Below are 15578 nucleotides of genomic sequence, written 5' to 3' on the forward strand. Positions count from 1 at the left end.
GGAGTCTGGCCATCCGTGGCCAGGCATCCCCGACACGTCCGGATTCTCCGGAGCTACGAAAGGCAAGTAAGTGGGTTCTGTCATCAAGAAGCGCCGCAAGCGTATGGCGAAGAAGAAGCACCGCAAGCTGTTGAAGAAGACCCGCATCCAGCGTCGCCGCGCAGGCAAGTGACCCCACCCTCACGGGTCGTCCTCCTGACGCGCGCCGGCTGCCACCTGTGTGTGGAGGCCGAGGCGACGCTGAGACGCACCTGTGAGGATCTGGGCGTGGCCTGGCGGGCCCTCGACATCGATTCCGAGCCGGATCTACGCGCCGGATTCACCGATCATGTGCCCGTGACGTTCGTCGATCGCCAGCTGTTGAGTTACTGGTTCCTCGACGAGGACGCGCTACGCGCCGCACTCTCCCAACCCGCCCCCTCCCGACGCACGACGAGTGGGTTCCCACCGTCGACCTCCAGCCCTGAACGGATGCAGCCGTGACTGAGCCCCAGGACCCGATGTCCCCGGCCTCGCCGCCGGAGTTCGAGCCGACCGGTGGTTCGGTGACCTTCGTTGGATCCGGCCCCGGGGATCTCGGCCTGCTCACGCTGGCCGGCTGCCGCGCGCTGCGCTACGCGGATCTGGTCATCGTCGACGAGAACGTCGACATCGAAGCCGTGCGTTCGCTCGCCCCGGCTCACGCCGAGATCAGGTTGGCCGGCGGCGACGACGAGGTCACCGACATCCTCGGGGCCGTCGCCCGGGGACAGAAGGTGGTCCGCCTCCACGCGGGCGACTATTTCACCGACGCCGACGCAGCCGGGGTCCTGCCCGAGGTGCTGGCCAGCGCGGGGCTACGCGCCAACGTCGTGCCCGGGATCAACCGCTGGAGCGCTGCACTGTCCTTCGGCGGAGTCCGCGCCACGGCCGCGTTCGCGGCTCTCGACACGACCGTCGACGTCCCCGACATCGACGAGTGGCCGTCCGCGGGCACGCTCATCATCCGCGGCTGCGGCGAGACCGCGACCCAGGTGGCCGAGCAGGCGGTGCGCAGGTTCGGCGCCGACGGCAGCCTGCTCTACCTCGTCGGCACCGGCTCCACCAGCCAGGTCAGTGAAGTGCTCACCTGGGGCGAGGTCCAGACATCAGAGGTCGCCGAGTGTTTCTTCGTCGTCGGGCCGGGCATCGAGGACTCCCACCGTCAGCGCTACGCGTGGTTCGAGGGCAAGCCCCTGTTCGACTGGCGAGTCATCGCCCCGCGTACGAAGGACGACCTCAGCGCGCTCACTGAGGAGCTCGCCCACTACGGCGCGACCACCGAACTGGTCGCCACCATGTCGATCGAGCCGCCGCGCACGGAACAGGCGATGGAGAAGGCCGTCCGTGGGCTCGTGGACGGCCGCTACCTCTGGCTGGTGCTCACCTCGCCGCACGCCGTCAGCGCCATCTGGGAGCGACTCACCGAGTACGGCCTCGACTCGCGCGCCCTCTCCGGAATCAGCCTCGCCGCCGTGGGCCGGGGAACGGTCGACGCGCTGAGCAGGCTTGGACTGTCCGCGGACCTCACCCCCGTCGTGGAGAACACCACCGGAGCCCTCGCCAACGAATTTCCTGCCTACGACGACCTGATCGATCCACTCGATCGCGTCCTGGTGCCCAGCGCCGACGTGTCGGTGGAGCCGCTGTTGGTCGGCCTCAGCCGTCTGGGCTGGGAGGTTGAAGAAGTCACTGCCTACCGGACGGTTCGGGCCGCCCCGCCCCCGGCTGAGGTGCGCGACGACATCAAGACCGGCATGTACGACGCCGTGGTCTTCACGTCGGCCACGGCGGTCCGCAACATGATCGGGATCGCCGGCAAGCCGCACGCCGCCACCGTCGTGGCCGCCATCGGTCCGGCCACCGCCGCGGCCTGCGAGATCCATGGGCTGCGCGTGGACGTCGTCGCCGACGCCCCGACGTTCGAGTCGCTCGCAGAGGGCCTCGCTCGGTTCGCCGACCGGCGTCGGGCCGACCAGATCGAGGCGGGCCTGCCAGTCACGAAGCCCTCCCAGCGCAAGCGTCGGAAGCGCCGTAAGGCAGTTGACCCGGCCGAGTAGGGTGATGAACGTGGCAGAGCAGAGCATTGTGCATGTGATGAGGCACGGCCAGGTGGAGAACCCGGGTGGGGTTCTGTACGGTCGCCTCCCGGGATATGGGCTGTCCGAGCTCGGCCACGAGATGGCCCGTCGGATGGGGGAGTTCTGGCGCGACGTGCCGCTCACCCACCTTCGATGCTCACCGCTTCAGCGGGCGCAGGAGACCCTGGCCCCCACCGCCGCACAGCACCCGCACCTTGAGGTGGTCACCGATCCGCGGGTGATCGAGGCCGAGAACAAGTTTGAGGGCATGGTCTTCGGCAAGGACAACCGCGCGCTGCGCGACCCCAAAATGTTCTGGCACATGCGCAACCCTCTGCAGCCGAGCTGGGGCGAGCCCTACAAGGAGATCGCAGCCCGGATGATGGCGGCCATCCGTGACGCCGCAGAGGCGGCGGGTCCGGGCGGCCAGGCCCTCATCGTCAGCCACCAGCTCTCGATCTGGATGGCGCGCCGCTTCGCCGAAGGCAGGTCGCTGGTGCACGACCCGCGCCGCAGAGAGTGCACGCTGTGCTCCGTGACCAGCTTCACACTGCGCGACGGGCTCGTCACGGCGGTCGGCTACCAGGAGCCCGTCGCGGACCTGTTGCCCGTCAAGCACGGCCGGAAGTTCAAGGTAGGGACGTGAGACGCCTCGCAGCAGCCGGGCTCAGCGCGGTGCTGCTTCTGTCCGGCTGCAGTGGGCCGTCCTCAAGCGACGGCGTGGGCTTCGAGGGCGGCGACGGTGCCGTGACGATCCTGGAGAGCGACGACAGACCCGACGCTCCGGTGCTGTCCGGCGACACCCTCGACGGCACCGCAGTGTCCACCGACGATTTCCGCGGCAGCACCGTCGTGGTCAACGTCTGGGGGTCCTGGTGCGCGCCCTGCCGCGCTGAGGCCCCCGAACTCGTGCGTGCGTCCGAGGAGTTGGGCCCCGAGGTGGTCTTCCTCGGTGTCAACACCCGCGACCTCGACGTCGGCCCCGCGCTCGCCTTCGAGCGCAGCTTCGGGCTCACCTACCCGAGCATCTTCGACCCGAAGGGCGAACTGCTGCTCGGATTCGGGCAACTGCCCCCCAAGGCGATTCCCAGCACGGTCGTCATCGACGAGCAGGGCAGGGTGGCTGCCCGTGTGCTCGGCGAGGTGACCGCCTCCACCCTGGTCGGCATCGTCGAGGATGTGGTGGCCGGATGAACGTGTTGCTGGAATCCTGGGCCAGCCAGGCGCTCACGTCCTCCATGCTGGTGGCCCTCCCCGTCGCGCTCCTCGCAGGCATCGTCTCCTTCGCCTCCCCCTGCGTTCTGCCGCTCCTGCCCGGATACCTGTCGTACGCCTCCGGTCTCGGCTCGGCCCAGATCGCGGAGGGTACCGGCTCGAAGAAACTGCTGGTCGGCGGGACATTGGGCTTCGTGCTGGGCTTCTCCGTTATCTTCGTCCTGACGGGGGCGATCCTCGGCGGGGTCGGTGCAGCCCTCCTGACCAATGCCCGAGCGATCACCATCGCTCTCGGCGTCGTGATCCTCGTGCTCGGCGCCGGGTTCGCCGGGTGGTTGCCGGTGCCGTCCGGATGGCGCCCCAGCACCGCTCCGCGCCTCGGCGTGTGGGCGTCGCCCCTGTTGGGGATGGTGTTCGGCCTCGGCTGGACCCCGTGCATCGGGCCGGCCCTGTCGGTAGTGCTGACGCTGGCGCTCAACGAGGGCTCCGCCGTGCGGGGCGGCGTGCTCGCCTTTGCGTACGCGTTGGGCCTCGGGCTTCCCTTCCTCGCATTCGCAGTGGCCTTCACCACGCTGGCGCCCAAGCTCGACTGGCTGCGCCGCCACCAGCAGACCATGCAGCGGATCGGGGGCGTGGCGATGATGGCCGTGGGTGTCGCGATGATCGTCGGCTGGTGGGACGCGCTGGTGGCCGTGCTGAGGCAGTGGGCGGCGAACTTCGGGACCATTCTGTGAGCCAACCGACCCGGGCGCTCGGCGCCAGCGAGCTGGGGAGATGGGCCTGGGGTCAGCTGACCAGCATGCGAACCGCCCTGCTGCTGCTGTTCCTGCTGGCGCTGGCCACCATCCCCGGTTCGATGATCCCTCAGCAGAGCGCCTCGCCGATCTCCGTGCTCGACTTCAAGCGCGCCAACCCCTTCTGGGATCGGATCTTCGAGCCGCTCGGGTTCTACGACATCTACACCTCGCCGGGGTTCTCGGCCGTCTACCTGCTGCTGTTCATCTCGCTGATCGGCTGCATCCTGCCCCGCATCGCGAAGTACTTCCGAGCCGTGCGCAAACCCCCGCCTGCCCTGCCGGCGCGAGTCGAGCGGCTCCCGGTCAGCGAGTCCGGCGCGGTCGGCGCCGCAGGCCCCGCCCTGGATCGCGCCGAGAAGTGGTTGGCCGCCCGGCGGTACCGCACCCGACGCTCGCCCGATGGGGTGAGCGCGGAGCGGGGCTACTCCAGGGAGGCTGGAAACCTTGTCTTCCACGTCTCGCTGGTCTTCATCCTCCTGGGCATGGCGTGGTCGAACCTGTGGGGGTATCACGGCTCGGTGGTTGTGGTGGAGGGACGCGGATTCGCCAACGTCATCACCCAGTTCGACGACTTCACCGCCGGCGGCCTGCTCGACACGGATTCGCTCGAGCCGTTCTCCGTCGACATCAACACCTTCACGGCCGAGTTCGAGACCGGGGAGGTGCAGCGCGGCGCAGCACGGCGCTTCGACGCAGACGTCACGCTCCACGATGCCGCCGGCTCCCGCGACGAACTCCTCACCGTCAACGAGCCTCTCCTCACGAGCGGCGGCACCCAGGTGAACCTCATCGGTCACGGCTACGCGCCGAGCTTCACCGTGCGCGACGGCAACGGCGACGTCGCCTTCAGCGGGCCGGTGGTGTTCCTGCCACAGGACGGGAACTTCGCCTCCATCGGAGTCATCAAAGTGCCCGATGCCCGTCCGTACCGGCTGGCTTTCGAGGCCTACTTCTTCCCGACGGCGGTGCTGGGCGAGCAGGGGCCGCAGTCGGTCTTCCCCGACGCGCTGAGCCCGGAGGTCTACCTCAACGCCTGGATGGGCGAACCAGGTGTTGAGACGGGGATCCCGGAGAGCATCTACACGCTGAACACGGACGAGCTGACGCAGATCGAGGGCGACGGCGGCGAGGTGCTGAGCGCACGGATGCTGCCCGGCGCCGGGTTCGCCCTGCCCGACGGGCTCGGCTCGATCAGCTTCGACGGGTGGCAGCGCTGGGTCAAGCTCCAGGTCAGCGAGACGCCCGGCAACGCCATGATGCTCATCTCTCTCGCGATCGGCGTCGCCGGCCTGTGCGTCAGCCTCTACGTGCGGCCTCGCCGCCTCTTCGTCCGGATCGCCGACGGCACGGCCACCGCGGGAGGGCTCGACCGGGCCGACGCCGCGTCGGGCCTCGAGGAGCAGGTGGCGGACCTGCTGCAGGTCACCGTCGGCGGCACCGCGGACCCAATCGGTTCGGGCCATCGGGAGGACTCGGGGCACAATGTCCCCGGACACACCGACTCCGGGCACGCTGGGGGAGCGCCCGGTGCCCGACGCAAGGAGACCCATGACGCTGTCTGAATGGTCCTACTCGGCGATGGTCTTCGGGACCGTCGCGTACCTCGTCGCGTTCGCGCTGCACACCGTCGAGTGGTCTGCTGCGCGGGGGTTGGCCGCCGTGCGCCCCGACGACGGCACGGAGGACGCCAGGCGGCTCCGGGTGGACCTCTTCGGCAGGCTCGGGCTGGCGGCCACGGTGCTCGCGGCGATCCTGCACATCGCCGCAGTGGTGCTGCGCGGCGTCGCCGCCGAGCGTCCTCCGTGGGGCAACATGTACGAGTTCATCACGTCGTCGTTGGCGTTCGCAGTGGTGATCTACCTCGTCGGCGCGCTGCGCTGGGGAATGCGGTGGCTGGGGCTGGGCGTCACGCTGCTGTTCGCGATCGGCCTGGGCGCGGCGGTGACTCAGTTCTACGTCGACGTCGCGCCGCTCGTCCCCGCTCTGCACAGCGTGTGGTTCATCATCCACATCATCGCCGCCGCGATATCAGGGGCCGCCTTCAACGTGGGCGCCGTGGCCGCGGCCCTCTATCTGGTGCGGGAGTCCGCGGAGCGCCGCGCCGCCGTGTCCGGGGGCGAGCTCACCGGCTACCTCGCGAAGCTCCCGAGCGCCGTCAAGCTGGACATGATCTCGTACCGGCTGCACGCGTTCGCCCTGCCGCTATGGACGTTCACGATTGCCGCTGGGGCGATCTGGGCCCAGTACGCCTGGGGACGCTTCTGGAACTGGGACCCCAAGGAGACCTGGTCCTTCATCACGTGGGTTGTCTACGTCGCCTACCTCCACGCCCGCGCGACGGCCGGATGGCGGGGCCGCCCCGTGGCCATCATCGCGCTCGTCGGGCTCGTCACGTTCTGGTTCAACTTCATCGGGGTCAACCTGCTGTTCAGCGGTCTGCACTCCTACGCGGGGATCTGATCGATGGCGGGCGAAGAAGAGCGGGACTGGCTGCTCCAGCTGCACGAGGAGCACGGGGCCATGCTGCACCGGCTGGCCGTGCTGCTGGGCGCCGCGGACGAATCGGAGCGGATCGTCCGCAGCGCCTTCCTGGCCCTCTACCGGCGGGGCCGGAGAGTCATCGATCCGGCCGACCGCGTCGAGTTCCTCCACGAGCACGTCGTCCACCTTGCCCGCGCGGTCCGTGGTTCGCAGGGCTCGATCGAGCTCGGGTCCGTCCCGGACTCCCGTCAGGACGAGATCCTGCGCTCCATCGGCGAGTCTCCCGACCGGGCCGCCGAGCTGCTGGTGGTCAGCCACTACCTGGGGGTGTTCGGCCCCGAACTGGCCGGCATCATGCGGATGTCGGTCAGGTCTTGCAACCAGAAGCTCGAGCAGTCGCTGGAAGCGGTTCGCGATCGCGTCGGTGACCCGACCCCCGGGATCCTCCCAGGAGTCATCGAGTCGCTGTCTCAGGAGGTGACCGACGCGCTCCGTTCGGCCGCCCGCCAGGTGCCGACCCCCGAGGCGGACACGCTGGCCAAGGACGTCGCAGAACTCGACTCAGCCCGCAACGGCCTCGGGCCGCGGATCATTGGTGTCCTGACCCTCGGCGCGATCGCGGCGGGCCTGCTTCTCGCGGCGGTCACCCGCCCCACCGTCGCCGCGCCCGAACTGCCGGCCGTCTCCAGGCAGGCCCTACCCCCCAGCCCTGTCGCCACGCGTTCACTGCCGGCGCTTGTGCGCGACGTGCCGCTGTACTTCATTGGCCAGGACGGCAAGCTCTACCGTGAGCAGCGCAACCTGCCCGCGTCGGACAACCTGCTGAGTTCCGCCCTCGACGCGCTGCTGACCCTGGTGCCCCGCGATCCGGACTACGCGTCGGCGTGGAGCGGAGGGCAGGTGCATTCCGCAGAGCTGGCAGGCGAGACCCTGACCGTGGACCTCTCTGCTGACGCCTACGAGGGCTTCACCTCCCCGGCCTTGGCGCAGCAGGCCCGCGATCAGGCCGTCTACACGGCCTCGGAACTGATCGGGAACCCCAACCTGCGGGTGGTGTTCCTGAGCGACGCCGGCGCGCCGCCGGCCGACTTCGCCGCTGCGGAGGGCTACACGAGGAGAGGGCTCGATCCGATGCCCGCGGTGTGGATCACCAACCCCCGCAACGGCGAGCAGTCGGCCCCGGGCGCGCACGTGTTCGTCGGCACGGTCAAGGCGGACGTCGGCGAGCCGATCGTGACGATCACCGAGATCGCTAGCGGCCGCGTCATCGCCGAGGTATCGGCGCAGACCTCGCTCAGCGTGAACTCCGACGGCTGGCGCGTGTGGTCCGTCAGTATCAACCTCGACCCGGGCTCCTACGACATCAAGGCGGCGGTCACGACGGGTACCCCACCCGTGACGGTCTCGGAGAACAAGTCGATCAGGATCGGCTGAGGGCTGCGCCCTCCAGCTCAGTGGGTGGCAACGTGGCGCGCCACCGCCACCTGAAGGTCCACCGGTACCAGACGGTTGGTGAAGGCCAGGACCTTGTTGATGGTGCCGTCGACCACGAACGGGCGATGCCGGCCGAGGGCGTCGAAGGTGGCGTCGACGACCTGCTCGGGCGTGCGTCGTCGTCGCATCGCCGACGCCCGTCCGGCGTTGGCGAAGAACTCCGTCTCTGTGGGCCCGGGACAGACGGCCAGCGCGCGAACACCGGTGGTCTTCAGTTCGCCCCACAGGGCGGAGGTGAAGCGGAGCACGTACGCCTTCGCGGCGGCGTAGACGGCCATCTCGGGAATCGCCTGGAACGCTGCGGTCGACGACACGTTGATGATGGCGCCGCGGCCGCGCGAGAGCATCCCCGGCACTGCGGCGCGGGAGAGCTCGGTCAGCGCCACGACGTTCAGCTCCAGCTCGGACAGGATCCGTTCCTCGGAGATCTCGTGGAAGCTGTTGATGGTGCCGAACCCGGCGTTGTTGATCAGATGGCTGACGTCGCGCTCCTTCAGGAGTTCGACCAGCTCCGCACGGGCGGCGCGGTCGGTGAGGTCGACGGCCAGCACGAGCGTGTCGACGCCGTGCTGTGCGCGCAGCGAGGCGGCAACCTTCTCCATCTTGTCGACGCTCCGGGCCACCAGGACCACGTTGGCACCGTCCGCGGCCATCCGCTCTGCGTAGGCCACGCCCAGACCACTCGACGCGCCGGTGACCACTGCCCAAGACTTGCTCATCGCCCCAGTGTAGGGACGTGCTGATCAAGACTGTCTCGGTGCGCCGCAGCCGGGACACCATTGACCAGCGTTTCCCTAGGGCCGGGCCGCTATGGCGAGCGTGAGACAATGGGGGCCATGCAGCACTTCGACCTCGCAGTGATCGGCTCCGGTACGGGCAACTCGCTGATCGACGAACGCTTCGCCGACTGGAACGTTGCACTGATCGAACGGGACGAGACATTCGGCGGGACCTGCCTCAACCGCGGGTGCATCCCGACGAAGATGTTCGTGGTGCCGGCCGATTTCGCTGCCTCGCCGCCCCACGCGAAGCGACTGGGCGTGCATCTCGAGCACCGCGGCTCGGACTGGAACGCCATCCGGGACCGCATCTTCGGACGGATCGATCCGATTTCCGAGGGCGGGCTCGACTGGCGCCAACGTTCCAGCAACGTGACCGTCTTCACCGGCGAGGCGAGCTTCGTCGACGCCCAGACGCTGCAGATCGGCGACGACCGGATCAGCGCGGACAACATCGTCATCGCGACAGGGTCTCGCCCGAGGGACCTCCACGTCCCAGGGTTCGAGGACGTCGCCGACCGGATCTACACCTCCGACACCATCATGCGCATCCCGGACCGACCGCGGCGCCTCATGATCCTCGGGGGCGGATTCATCGCCGCAGAGTTCGCCCACGTCTTCGCTGCGCTCGGGACCGACGTCACGCTCCTCAACCGCTCCGAGGTGTTGCTGCGCGGCCAGGACCGGGAGGTCTCGGAGCAGTTCGCTGCCCTCATCGGACGTCGAGTTCGGGTTCGGCTCAACCAGAAGGTCTCCTCGGTGGAGAAGGGCTCGAAGGGCGACATCGTGGTGGTCACCACCGACCGGAACGGCGTCGAATACGAGTACTTCACCGACGCGATCCTCGTCGCGGTGGGACGTGAACGGAACTGGGAGGCGCTCAACCTCTCGGCGGCCGGCATCGACGTCAACGTCGACGGCCAGATCCGGGTGGATGCCCATCAGCGCACCAACGTCCAGGGGATCTGGGCCATGGGCGACGTCTCGTCCGACTATCTCCTCAAGCATGTGGCCAACGCCGAGATGCGCACCGTGCAGCACAACCTCCTCCACCCCGACGACCCCGTGGAGACCGATCATCGCTACGTCCCGAGCGCGGTGTTCAGCGACCCGCAGATCGCCTCGGTGGGTGCGACGGAGGAGCAGTTGAAGGCGTGGGGCAACCCTTACGTCGTCGCCCGGCAACGCTATGCGGACGTCGCCTACGGCTGGGCCCTCGAGGACGAGGGCCACTTCGTCAAGCTGCTGGCGGATCCCCGCTCCTGGCACATCCTCGGCGCCCACATCGTCGGACCGCAGGCATCCACCCTGCTCCAGCCGCTCATCCAGGCAATGTCCTTCGGACAGCGGGTGGACGATCTCGCCCGGGGGCAGTACTGGATCCATCCGAGCCTGCCGGAAGTGGTCGAGAACGCACTGCTCGGCCTACTGGCCGCCCACCGCCCCGCGGAGCTCGACCGGTGAGCCGCCTTCCCTGGTTGCTCGCCGCAGGGGCGCTCGCCCTGACGGGCTGCGCGCCGAACCCCGAGGTGTTCGAGTCCGCAGGCGAATCGGCGACCCCCGCCGCCGTCGAAGTCACCGGCACAGCAACGCACCCCTCCATGGACGCGGTGGCGGAAACCAGCCCCAGCCCGACCGTCACCTCGTGCCGGGACGTGGCGTCCAGCCTGAGCCCAGCCGAGCAGGTCGGTCAGCTGTTCATGATCGGCGTCGACACCGGGGGCTTGGACGAGGCGACCCGGTCCGCGATCGCCAACGCACGGGTCGGGTCCGTGGTGCTCCTCGGCAACACGTCCGCAGGTGCCTCCCCGATCCGTCAGCTGACCGCTGAGCTCGGCAGCCTCGGCAGCCACCGGGTCCCGGTGCTCATCGCCGTCGACCAGGAGGGCGGTACCGTCCAGCGCCTCAAGGGGGAGGGGTTCTCCTCCATCCCCAGCGCGAGGGAGCAGGGCGCCTTGGCCGAGGGAGACCTCCGCGCCGCCGCTCAGCAGTGGGGCGAGGAACTACGGGAGGTGGGGGTCCACTACGACCTCGCGCCCGTGGCCGACGTCGTGTCCGAGGCCAAGCGCGGCACCAACGAGCCGATCGGCCAGCTGAATCGCGACTACGGATCTGACCCGGAAGCGGTCTCGCAGTCCATCGTCGAGTTCGTCGAGGGGATGGGCGCGGCCTCGGTGGCCACCTCGGTCAAGCACTTCCCCGGCCTCGGCGAGGTGGTGACGAACACCGACTTCGGGATCGCCACCGATGACGTCATCGAAGCTGATGGGGAGAGCCTGGAGCCGTTCGCGGCTGCGATCGACGCGGGGGTGGACTCCGTCATGGTGTCGTCGGCCGTCTTCACGAAGATCGACCCGGACAACGAAGGCGTCTTCAGCTCAGTGGTCATCGAGGATCTGCTGCGCGACGACCTGGGATTCGACGGCGTGGTCATCGCCGACGATCTCGGTGCGGCGAAGTCGGTAAGTGGGGTGGCGCCCGCGGATCGGGCGCTGCGCTTCTTCGACGCCGGGGGCGACCTGCTCATCAACGCGAACCCGTCCCTCATGGCGACGATGGCCGACGCCACGCTGGGCAGGGCCCAGAGCGACGCTGAGTTCGCGGACCGGGTGCTCGACTCCGTCGAGCGCGTCCTCCGGCTGAAGTCCGGTGTCGGCCTCGTCGACTGCGCGTAGCGCCGAACCCGGCCAGATTCCACTCCTGAGGGTGTTGTCGCGGCTGGTCCAGGGTGGTTATGTGGAGGCATGGCTGAGAACCGTGAAGAACTGAGCAAGATCCCGTCCCAGAAGCAGGAATGGCCCGGCACCGAGAGCGAGCTCAAGCCCGCCGCGGACCACGGGCAGAAGACCTGGACGGGCCGTGACCGACTGACCGGCAAGCGGGCGCTGATCACCGGAGCCGACTCCGGGATCGGGCGCGCTGTGGCCGTCGCGTTCGCCAAGGAGGGAGCCGACGTCGTGGTCGTCGACCTGCCCGGCAGCGACGACCTCGAGGAGACCCGACGGCTGGTCGAAGCGGAAGGGCGCACGTGCGTGGCGCTCCCGCTCGACCTGCGGACGCCCGAGGCGAACAAGGAGGCGGTGGAGACCACCGTCAAGGAGTTGGGCGGGATCGACATCCTCGTCGCCAACGCCGCGTACCAGATGACACACCCTGATCTCGACCAGTTCCCCGACGATCAGATCCACCAGACGTTCGAGACGAATGTGTACTCGCCGTTCTGGCTGGTCAAGGCGGCTGACAAGCACCTGAGCGAGGGCGCATCGGTCATCTTCACCGCGTCGGTGCAGGCGTACGACCCCTCGGAGCCGCTGCTCGACTACGCCGCAACGAAAGCCGCGGTCACCAACCTCGGGATGAACCTGGCGTCCCTCCTGGGTGAGCGCGGTATTCGCGTCAACGTCGTCGCCCCCGGCCCGATCTGGACCCCGCTCATTCCGGCCACGATGCCGGAGAAGAAGGTGGAGGGTTTCGGCTCAGACACCCCGCTGGGCAGGGCAGGCGACCCCATCGAGGTGGCGTCCGCGTTCGTGTACCTCGCCTCCGATGAGGCCAGCTACGTGTCGGGTGCCGTCCTCGGCGTGACCGGCGGACGGCCCGTCTTCTGATCCTCTCTGACGCCAGAGGGTACACCGTCGCCCAGAGTAGTGAGCGAGGAACGAGCGAGCGTCCGTCGAAGGGCGGTCCCTGAGCTCCGTCGAAGGGTAACGGCCTCGTTCCCTACCGCCGCCCCCGCCCACAAGGGCGGCGACCCCGGTCCCGGCCGTAACCCTTCGACAAGCTCAGGGAGCACGGTGCCGGCCGGGCGTCGCTGCTTATGGTTGGCAATCAGCCGAAACGGCCGGTGATGTAGTCCTCGGTGGCCTTCTGATCGGGGTTGTGGAAGATCTTCTCCGTGGGACCCATCTCGATCAACTCGCCGGGCTTCCCGTGTTCCTTGAGGTTGAAGAACGCGGTGGAGTCCGACACGCGCGCGGCCTGCTGCATGTTGTGGGTCACGATGACGACGGTGTAGGTCTCTTTGAGTTCCTTGATGAGGTCCTCGATGGCCAGCGTGGAGATGGGGTCGAGCGCTGAGCACGGCTCGTCCATGAGGATGACGTCGGGGGAGACGGCGATCGCGCGCGCGATGCAGAGGCGCTGCTGCTGGCCGCCGGACAGGCCGGACCCGGGCTTGTCGAGCCGATCCTTGACCTCATTCCAGAGGTTCGCCCCGCGAAGCGACTTCTCGACGAGCTCGTCGGCCTCCGACTTGGAGAGCCGCGAGTTGTTGAGCCGGGCACCGGCCAGGGTGTTCTCCCGGATCGACATGGTGGGGAACGGGTTGGGCCGCTGGAACACCATCCCGATCTGACGACGCACCCGCACCGGGTCGACGTTCGGCGCGTACAGGTCGACGCCGTCGAGGAGCACCTCACCGGTCACGTACGCTCCGTCGATGACCTCGTGCATGCGGTTGATCGATCGCAGCACGGTGGACTTGCCACAGCCGGAGGAGCCGATGAACGCCGTGACGGCGCGCGGCTCGATGACCATGTTCACATCCTTCACGGCGTGGAACTTGCCGTAGTAGATGTTGAGGTCGTTGAGTTCAATGCGCTTGGACATGTGTTTCCTTCAGGGCGTCAGCGGCCGGGCTTGGGGGCGAACTTCCACGCGATGAACCGGCCCAGCGCGTTGAGCCCCATCACGATGAGGATGAGGGTGAGCGCGCCGGCCCAGGCGCGGGCATGGTAGGCGGCCGTGTCGATGCCGGGCGCGTACATGTACTGGTTGTAGACGAACACCGGCAGCGTGGCCATGGGGTTCTGGGTCGGGTCGAGATTCATCGAGGCCGTGAAAGAGGCGGTCACCAGCAGGGGTGCGGTCTCACCGATGACCCGGGCGATGGCCAGGACGACACCGGTGATGATGCCGGCGATGGAGGTGGGCAGAACCACCTTCAAGATGGTGCGGAACTTCGGCACGCCGAGAGCGTAGGAGGCCTCCCGCAGCTCGTTCGGGACGATCCTCAGCATCTCCTCGGTCGATCGCACGACAGTGGGGATCATCAGGATCGTCAGCGCCACCGCACCGGAGAGGCCGCTCTTGTGACCGGCGCCGAAGATCATCGAAAACATCGTGTAGGCGAACAGGCCCGCGACGATCGAGGGGATGCCCGTCATGACGTCGACGAAGAAGCGGATGCCGGCGCCGAGCTTGCTCGCCGATCCGTACTCGACGAGGTAGATCGCGGTGAGCAGGCCGATCGGCACAGAGATCAGCGTCGCGATGCCCGTGATGATGAGCGTGCCCCAGATCGCGTGGACAGCGCCCCCGCCCTCGCCGAGGATGTTGCGCATCGACCAGGTGAAGAAGGTGCCGTCGAAGCGGGAGATCCCGTTGGCAACCGTGCCCCAGACGAGCGAGATGAGGGGCGTGAGCGCCAGGAGGAAGAAACCCGTGACCACGTAGCGGGCCAGGCGGTCCTTGGCTCGGCGGCTGCCCTCAACGCTTGCGGACAGCGTGAAGATGGCGACGAGGAACAGCAGCGCGCCGAAGATCACCACGTTGGCGATGCTCGCCGAGCCGAACAGTGCCAGCGCCCCGGCAGCCGCGGCGACTGACACCACCAGGGTGGCCAGCGGGGTGAACTTCGGCAGCTGGGCAGCCGTCAGGAAGTTGAGCCTCGAGGGGGCGGGCTTGTGCGTCGTGTCGATGCTCATCAGTTCGCTCCCGAGAACTCTTTGCGACGGTTGATGATCCACCGCGCGGTCATGTTCACGGCCAGGGTGATGACGAACAGCACCAGGCCCGTGGCGATCAGCTGGTTGCGCCCGATGTCATGCGCTTCGGGGAAGGACTGGGCGATGTTGGCAGCGATCGTGTTTGGGTTCTGCGACGTCAGCAACTGGATGCTGATCACTTCGCTGCCCGACAGCACCATCGCCACCGCCATGGTCTCGCCGAGCGCGCGGCCGAGGCCGAGCATGCAGGCGGAGATGATGCCGGGCATGCCGAAGGGGATGACGGCCTGCCGGATCATCTCCCACCGCGTGGCACCCAGGGCGAGCGAGGCTTCCTCGTGGAGCCGTGGGGTCTGCAGGAAGACCTCCCGCGAGATTGCGGTGATGATCGGCAGGATCATCACCGCCAGCACCAGGGACGCGGTGAGGATCGTGCGCCCGGTGCCTGAGACCGGGCCGCTGAACAGGGGGATGAACCCGAGATTCTCCTCCAGCCAGAGGAAGAGCGGGCGCAGCGCCGGTGCCAATACTGCGATGCCCCAGAGACCGAACACCACCGACGGCACGGCCGCGAGGAGGTCGATGACGTAGCCGAACGTCGAGGCGACCCGCTTCGGGGCGTAGTGCGTCAGGTACAGAGCAATCCCCACCGCCACGGGCACGGCAACCAGCATCGCCAGGATCGAGGACCACATCGTGCCGAACGCGTACGGCGCGACGTACTCCCAGAAGCTCACGCCGCGACCGAACTGGAGCTCGGCGGGGTCGGCGAGGAGCGCGGGGAGGGCCAGACCGACGAGGAACGAGGCCACCGCGGCGAGGATGAGGAGGATGAGGATGCCGGAACCTGTCGAGAGGCTCCGGAAGACCGTGTCGCCGAAACGCTTGGCGCTGCGCTGCAGGGAGTGTGGCTCTGAATCGGGTCGGGTGCCGGCTGCCGGGGCGGCGTCCGTTGGCGACATCTGCGCTCCTGGGTCGAACGGGTGG

General features: G+C 68.3%; 16 protein-coding genes. 12 read left to right on the plus strand and 4 right to left on the minus strand.

Annotated features, from left to right (window positions below):
- Positions 1 to 70 precede the first annotated feature (70 nt).
- Genes RPIT_RS01660 through RPIT_RS01700 form a run of 9 tightly spaced genes read left to right on the plus strand, consistent with a single transcriptional unit; the run spans position 71 to position 8026 of the window.
- Positions 71 to 172 (plus strand): 30S ribosomal protein bS22, encoded by a 102-nt coding sequence (locus RPIT_RS01660; RefSeq protein WP_002550589.1) that lies wholly within the window; start codon positions 71 to 73, stop codon positions 170 to 172.
- A gap of 50 nt (positions 173 to 222) precedes the next feature.
- Positions 223 to 483, plus strand: a complete 261-nt coding sequence (locus RPIT_RS01665; RefSeq protein ID WP_237267849.1) for a glutaredoxin family protein — start codon at positions 223 to 225, stop codon at positions 481 to 483.
- Positions 480 to 2078 (plus strand): uroporphyrinogen-III synthase, encoded by a 1599-nt coding sequence (locus RPIT_RS01670; RefSeq protein ID WP_077339952.1) that lies wholly within the window; start codon positions 480 to 482, stop codon positions 2076 to 2078. Before RPIT_RS01665 ends, RPIT_RS01670 begins: the two co-directional genes overlap by 4 nt.
- 4 nt (positions 2079 to 2082) lie before the next feature.
- Entirely contained in the window at positions 2083 to 2745 is a 663-nt protein-coding gene (locus RPIT_RS01675) for a histidine phosphatase family protein (RefSeq protein WP_077339954.1), read from the plus strand.
- Positions 2742 to 3293 (plus strand): TlpA family protein disulfide reductase, encoded by a 552-nt coding sequence (locus tag RPIT_RS01680; protein WP_077339956.1) that lies wholly within the window; start codon positions 2742 to 2744, stop codon positions 3291 to 3293. The genes RPIT_RS01675 and RPIT_RS01680 overlap by 4 nt, the downstream gene beginning before the upstream one ends.
- Positions 3294 to 3337: 44 nt before the next feature.
- Positions 3338 to 4048, plus strand: a complete 711-nt coding sequence (locus tag RPIT_RS01685; protein ID WP_077344165.1) for a cytochrome c biogenesis CcdA family protein — start codon at positions 3338 to 3340, stop codon at positions 4046 to 4048.
- Complete coding sequence (gene resB / locus RPIT_RS01690; RefSeq protein ID WP_077339958.1) at positions 4018 to 5673, plus strand: cytochrome c biogenesis protein ResB; 1656 nt, start codon at positions 4018 to 4020, stop codon at positions 5671 to 5673. The genes RPIT_RS01685 and resB overlap by 31 nt, the downstream gene beginning before the upstream one ends.
- Positions 5660 to 6571, plus strand: coding sequence for a c-type cytochrome biogenesis protein CcsB (ccsB, locus tag RPIT_RS01695; protein ID WP_077339960.1), 912 nt, complete (start codon positions 5660 to 5662; stop codon positions 6569 to 6571). Before resB ends, ccsB begins: the two co-directional genes overlap by 14 nt.
- A gap of 3 nt (positions 6572 to 6574) precedes the next feature.
- Entirely contained in the window at positions 6575 to 8026 is a 1452-nt protein-coding gene (locus tag RPIT_RS01700) for a GerMN domain-containing protein (RefSeq protein ID WP_077339962.1), read from the plus strand.
- Positions 8027 to 8043: 17 nt separating this feature from the next.
- Here RPIT_RS01700 and RPIT_RS01705 read toward each other — a convergent pair whose 3' ends face one another.
- A complete protein-coding gene (locus RPIT_RS01705; RefSeq protein ID WP_077339964.1) occupies positions 8044 to 8805 on the minus strand; it encodes an SDR family NAD(P)-dependent oxidoreductase in 762 nt (253 codons plus the stop codon).
- Positions 8806 to 8922: 117 nt separating this feature from the next.
- Here RPIT_RS01705 and RPIT_RS01710 point away from each other — a divergent pair, with 117 nt between their 5' ends.
- From RPIT_RS01710 to RPIT_RS01720, 3 genes are all read left to right on the plus strand, one after another.
- Positions 8923 to 10329, plus strand: coding sequence for a mycothione reductase (locus RPIT_RS01710; protein WP_077339966.1), 1407 nt, complete (start codon positions 8923 to 8925; stop codon positions 10327 to 10329).
- Positions 10326 to 11540 carry a glycoside hydrolase family 3 N-terminal domain-containing protein gene (locus RPIT_RS01715; protein WP_143028271.1) on the plus strand — a complete coding sequence of 405 codons (1215 nt, stop codon included), beginning with the start codon at positions 10326 to 10328 and terminating at the stop codon, positions 11538 to 11540. Before RPIT_RS01710 ends, RPIT_RS01715 begins: the two co-directional genes overlap by 4 nt.
- A 69-nt stretch (positions 11541 to 11609) precedes the next feature.
- Complete coding sequence (locus tag RPIT_RS01720; RefSeq protein ID WP_077339970.1) at positions 11610 to 12473, plus strand: SDR family oxidoreductase; 864 nt, start codon at positions 11610 to 11612, stop codon at positions 12471 to 12473.
- A gap of 220 nt (positions 12474 to 12693) precedes the next feature.
- Here RPIT_RS01720 and pstB read toward each other — a convergent pair whose 3' ends face one another.
- From pstB to pstC, 3 genes are read right to left on the minus strand one after another with little or no spacing between them, the layout of a single operon-like run.
- Complete coding sequence (gene pstB, locus RPIT_RS01725) at positions 12694 to 13473, minus strand: phosphate ABC transporter ATP-binding protein PstB (protein WP_077339972.1); 780 nt, start codon at positions 13471 to 13473, stop codon at positions 12694 to 12696.
- Between the two features lie 17 nt (positions 13474 to 13490).
- On the minus strand, positions 13491 to 14570 hold the full coding sequence (gene pstA / locus RPIT_RS01730; RefSeq protein ID WP_077339974.1) for a phosphate ABC transporter permease PstA: 1080 nt from the start codon (positions 14568 to 14570) through the stop codon (positions 13491 to 13493).
- On the minus strand, positions 14570 to 15553 hold the full coding sequence (pstC, locus tag RPIT_RS01735) for a phosphate ABC transporter permease subunit PstC (protein WP_077339976.1): 984 nt from the start codon (positions 15551 to 15553) through the stop codon (positions 14570 to 14572). The genes pstA and pstC overlap by 1 nt, the downstream gene beginning before the upstream one ends.
- Positions 15554 to 15578: the final 25 nt, after the last annotated feature.

It is taken from the genome of Tessaracoccus flavus (assembly GCF_001997295.1).
GTDB classification, from domain to species: Bacteria; Actinomycetota; Actinomycetes; order Propionibacteriales; family Propionibacteriaceae; genus Arachnia; species Arachnia flava.

What these genes read in the sequence shown, in the direction of transcription:
- RPIT_RS01700 (WP_077339962.1), top strand. Translation starts at nt 6,575, where the DNA reads ATGGCGGGCGAAGAAGAGCGGGACTGGCTGCTCCAGCTGCACGAGGAG.
- ccsB (WP_077339960.1), top strand. Translation starts at nt 5,660, where the DNA reads ATGACGCTGTCTGAATGGTCCTACTCGGCGATGGTCTTCGGGACCGTC.
- RPIT_RS01710 (WP_077339966.1), top strand. Translation starts at nt 8,923, where the DNA reads ATGCAGCACTTCGACCTCGCAGTGATCGGCTCCGGTACGGGCAACTCG.
- RPIT_RS01720 (WP_077339970.1), top strand. Translation starts at nt 11,610, where the DNA reads ATGGCTGAGAACCGTGAAGAACTGAGCAAGATCCCGTCCCAGAAGCAG.
- pstB (WP_077339972.1), bottom strand. Translation starts at nt 13,473, where the DNA reads ATGTCCAAGCGCATTGAACTCAACGACCTCAACATCTACTACGGCAAG.
- RPIT_RS01675 (WP_077339954.1), top strand. Translation starts at nt 2,083, where the DNA reads ATGAACGTGGCAGAGCAGAGCATTGTGCATGTGATGAGGCACGGCCAG.
- pstA (WP_077339974.1), bottom strand. Translation starts at nt 14,570, where the DNA reads ATGAGCATCGACACGACGCACAAGCCCGCCCCCTCGAGGCTCAACTTC.
- pstC (WP_077339976.1), bottom strand. Translation starts at nt 15,553, where the DNA reads ATGTCGCCAACGGACGCCGCCCCGGCAGCCGGCACCCGACCCGATTCA.
- RPIT_RS01685 (WP_077344165.1), top strand. Translation starts at nt 3,338, where the DNA reads ATGCTGGTGGCCCTCCCCGTCGCGCTCCTCGCAGGCATCGTCTCCTTC.
- RPIT_RS01705 (WP_077339964.1), bottom strand. Translation starts at nt 8,805, where the DNA reads ATGAGCAAGTCTTGGGCAGTGGTCACCGGCGCGTCGAGTGGTCTGGGC.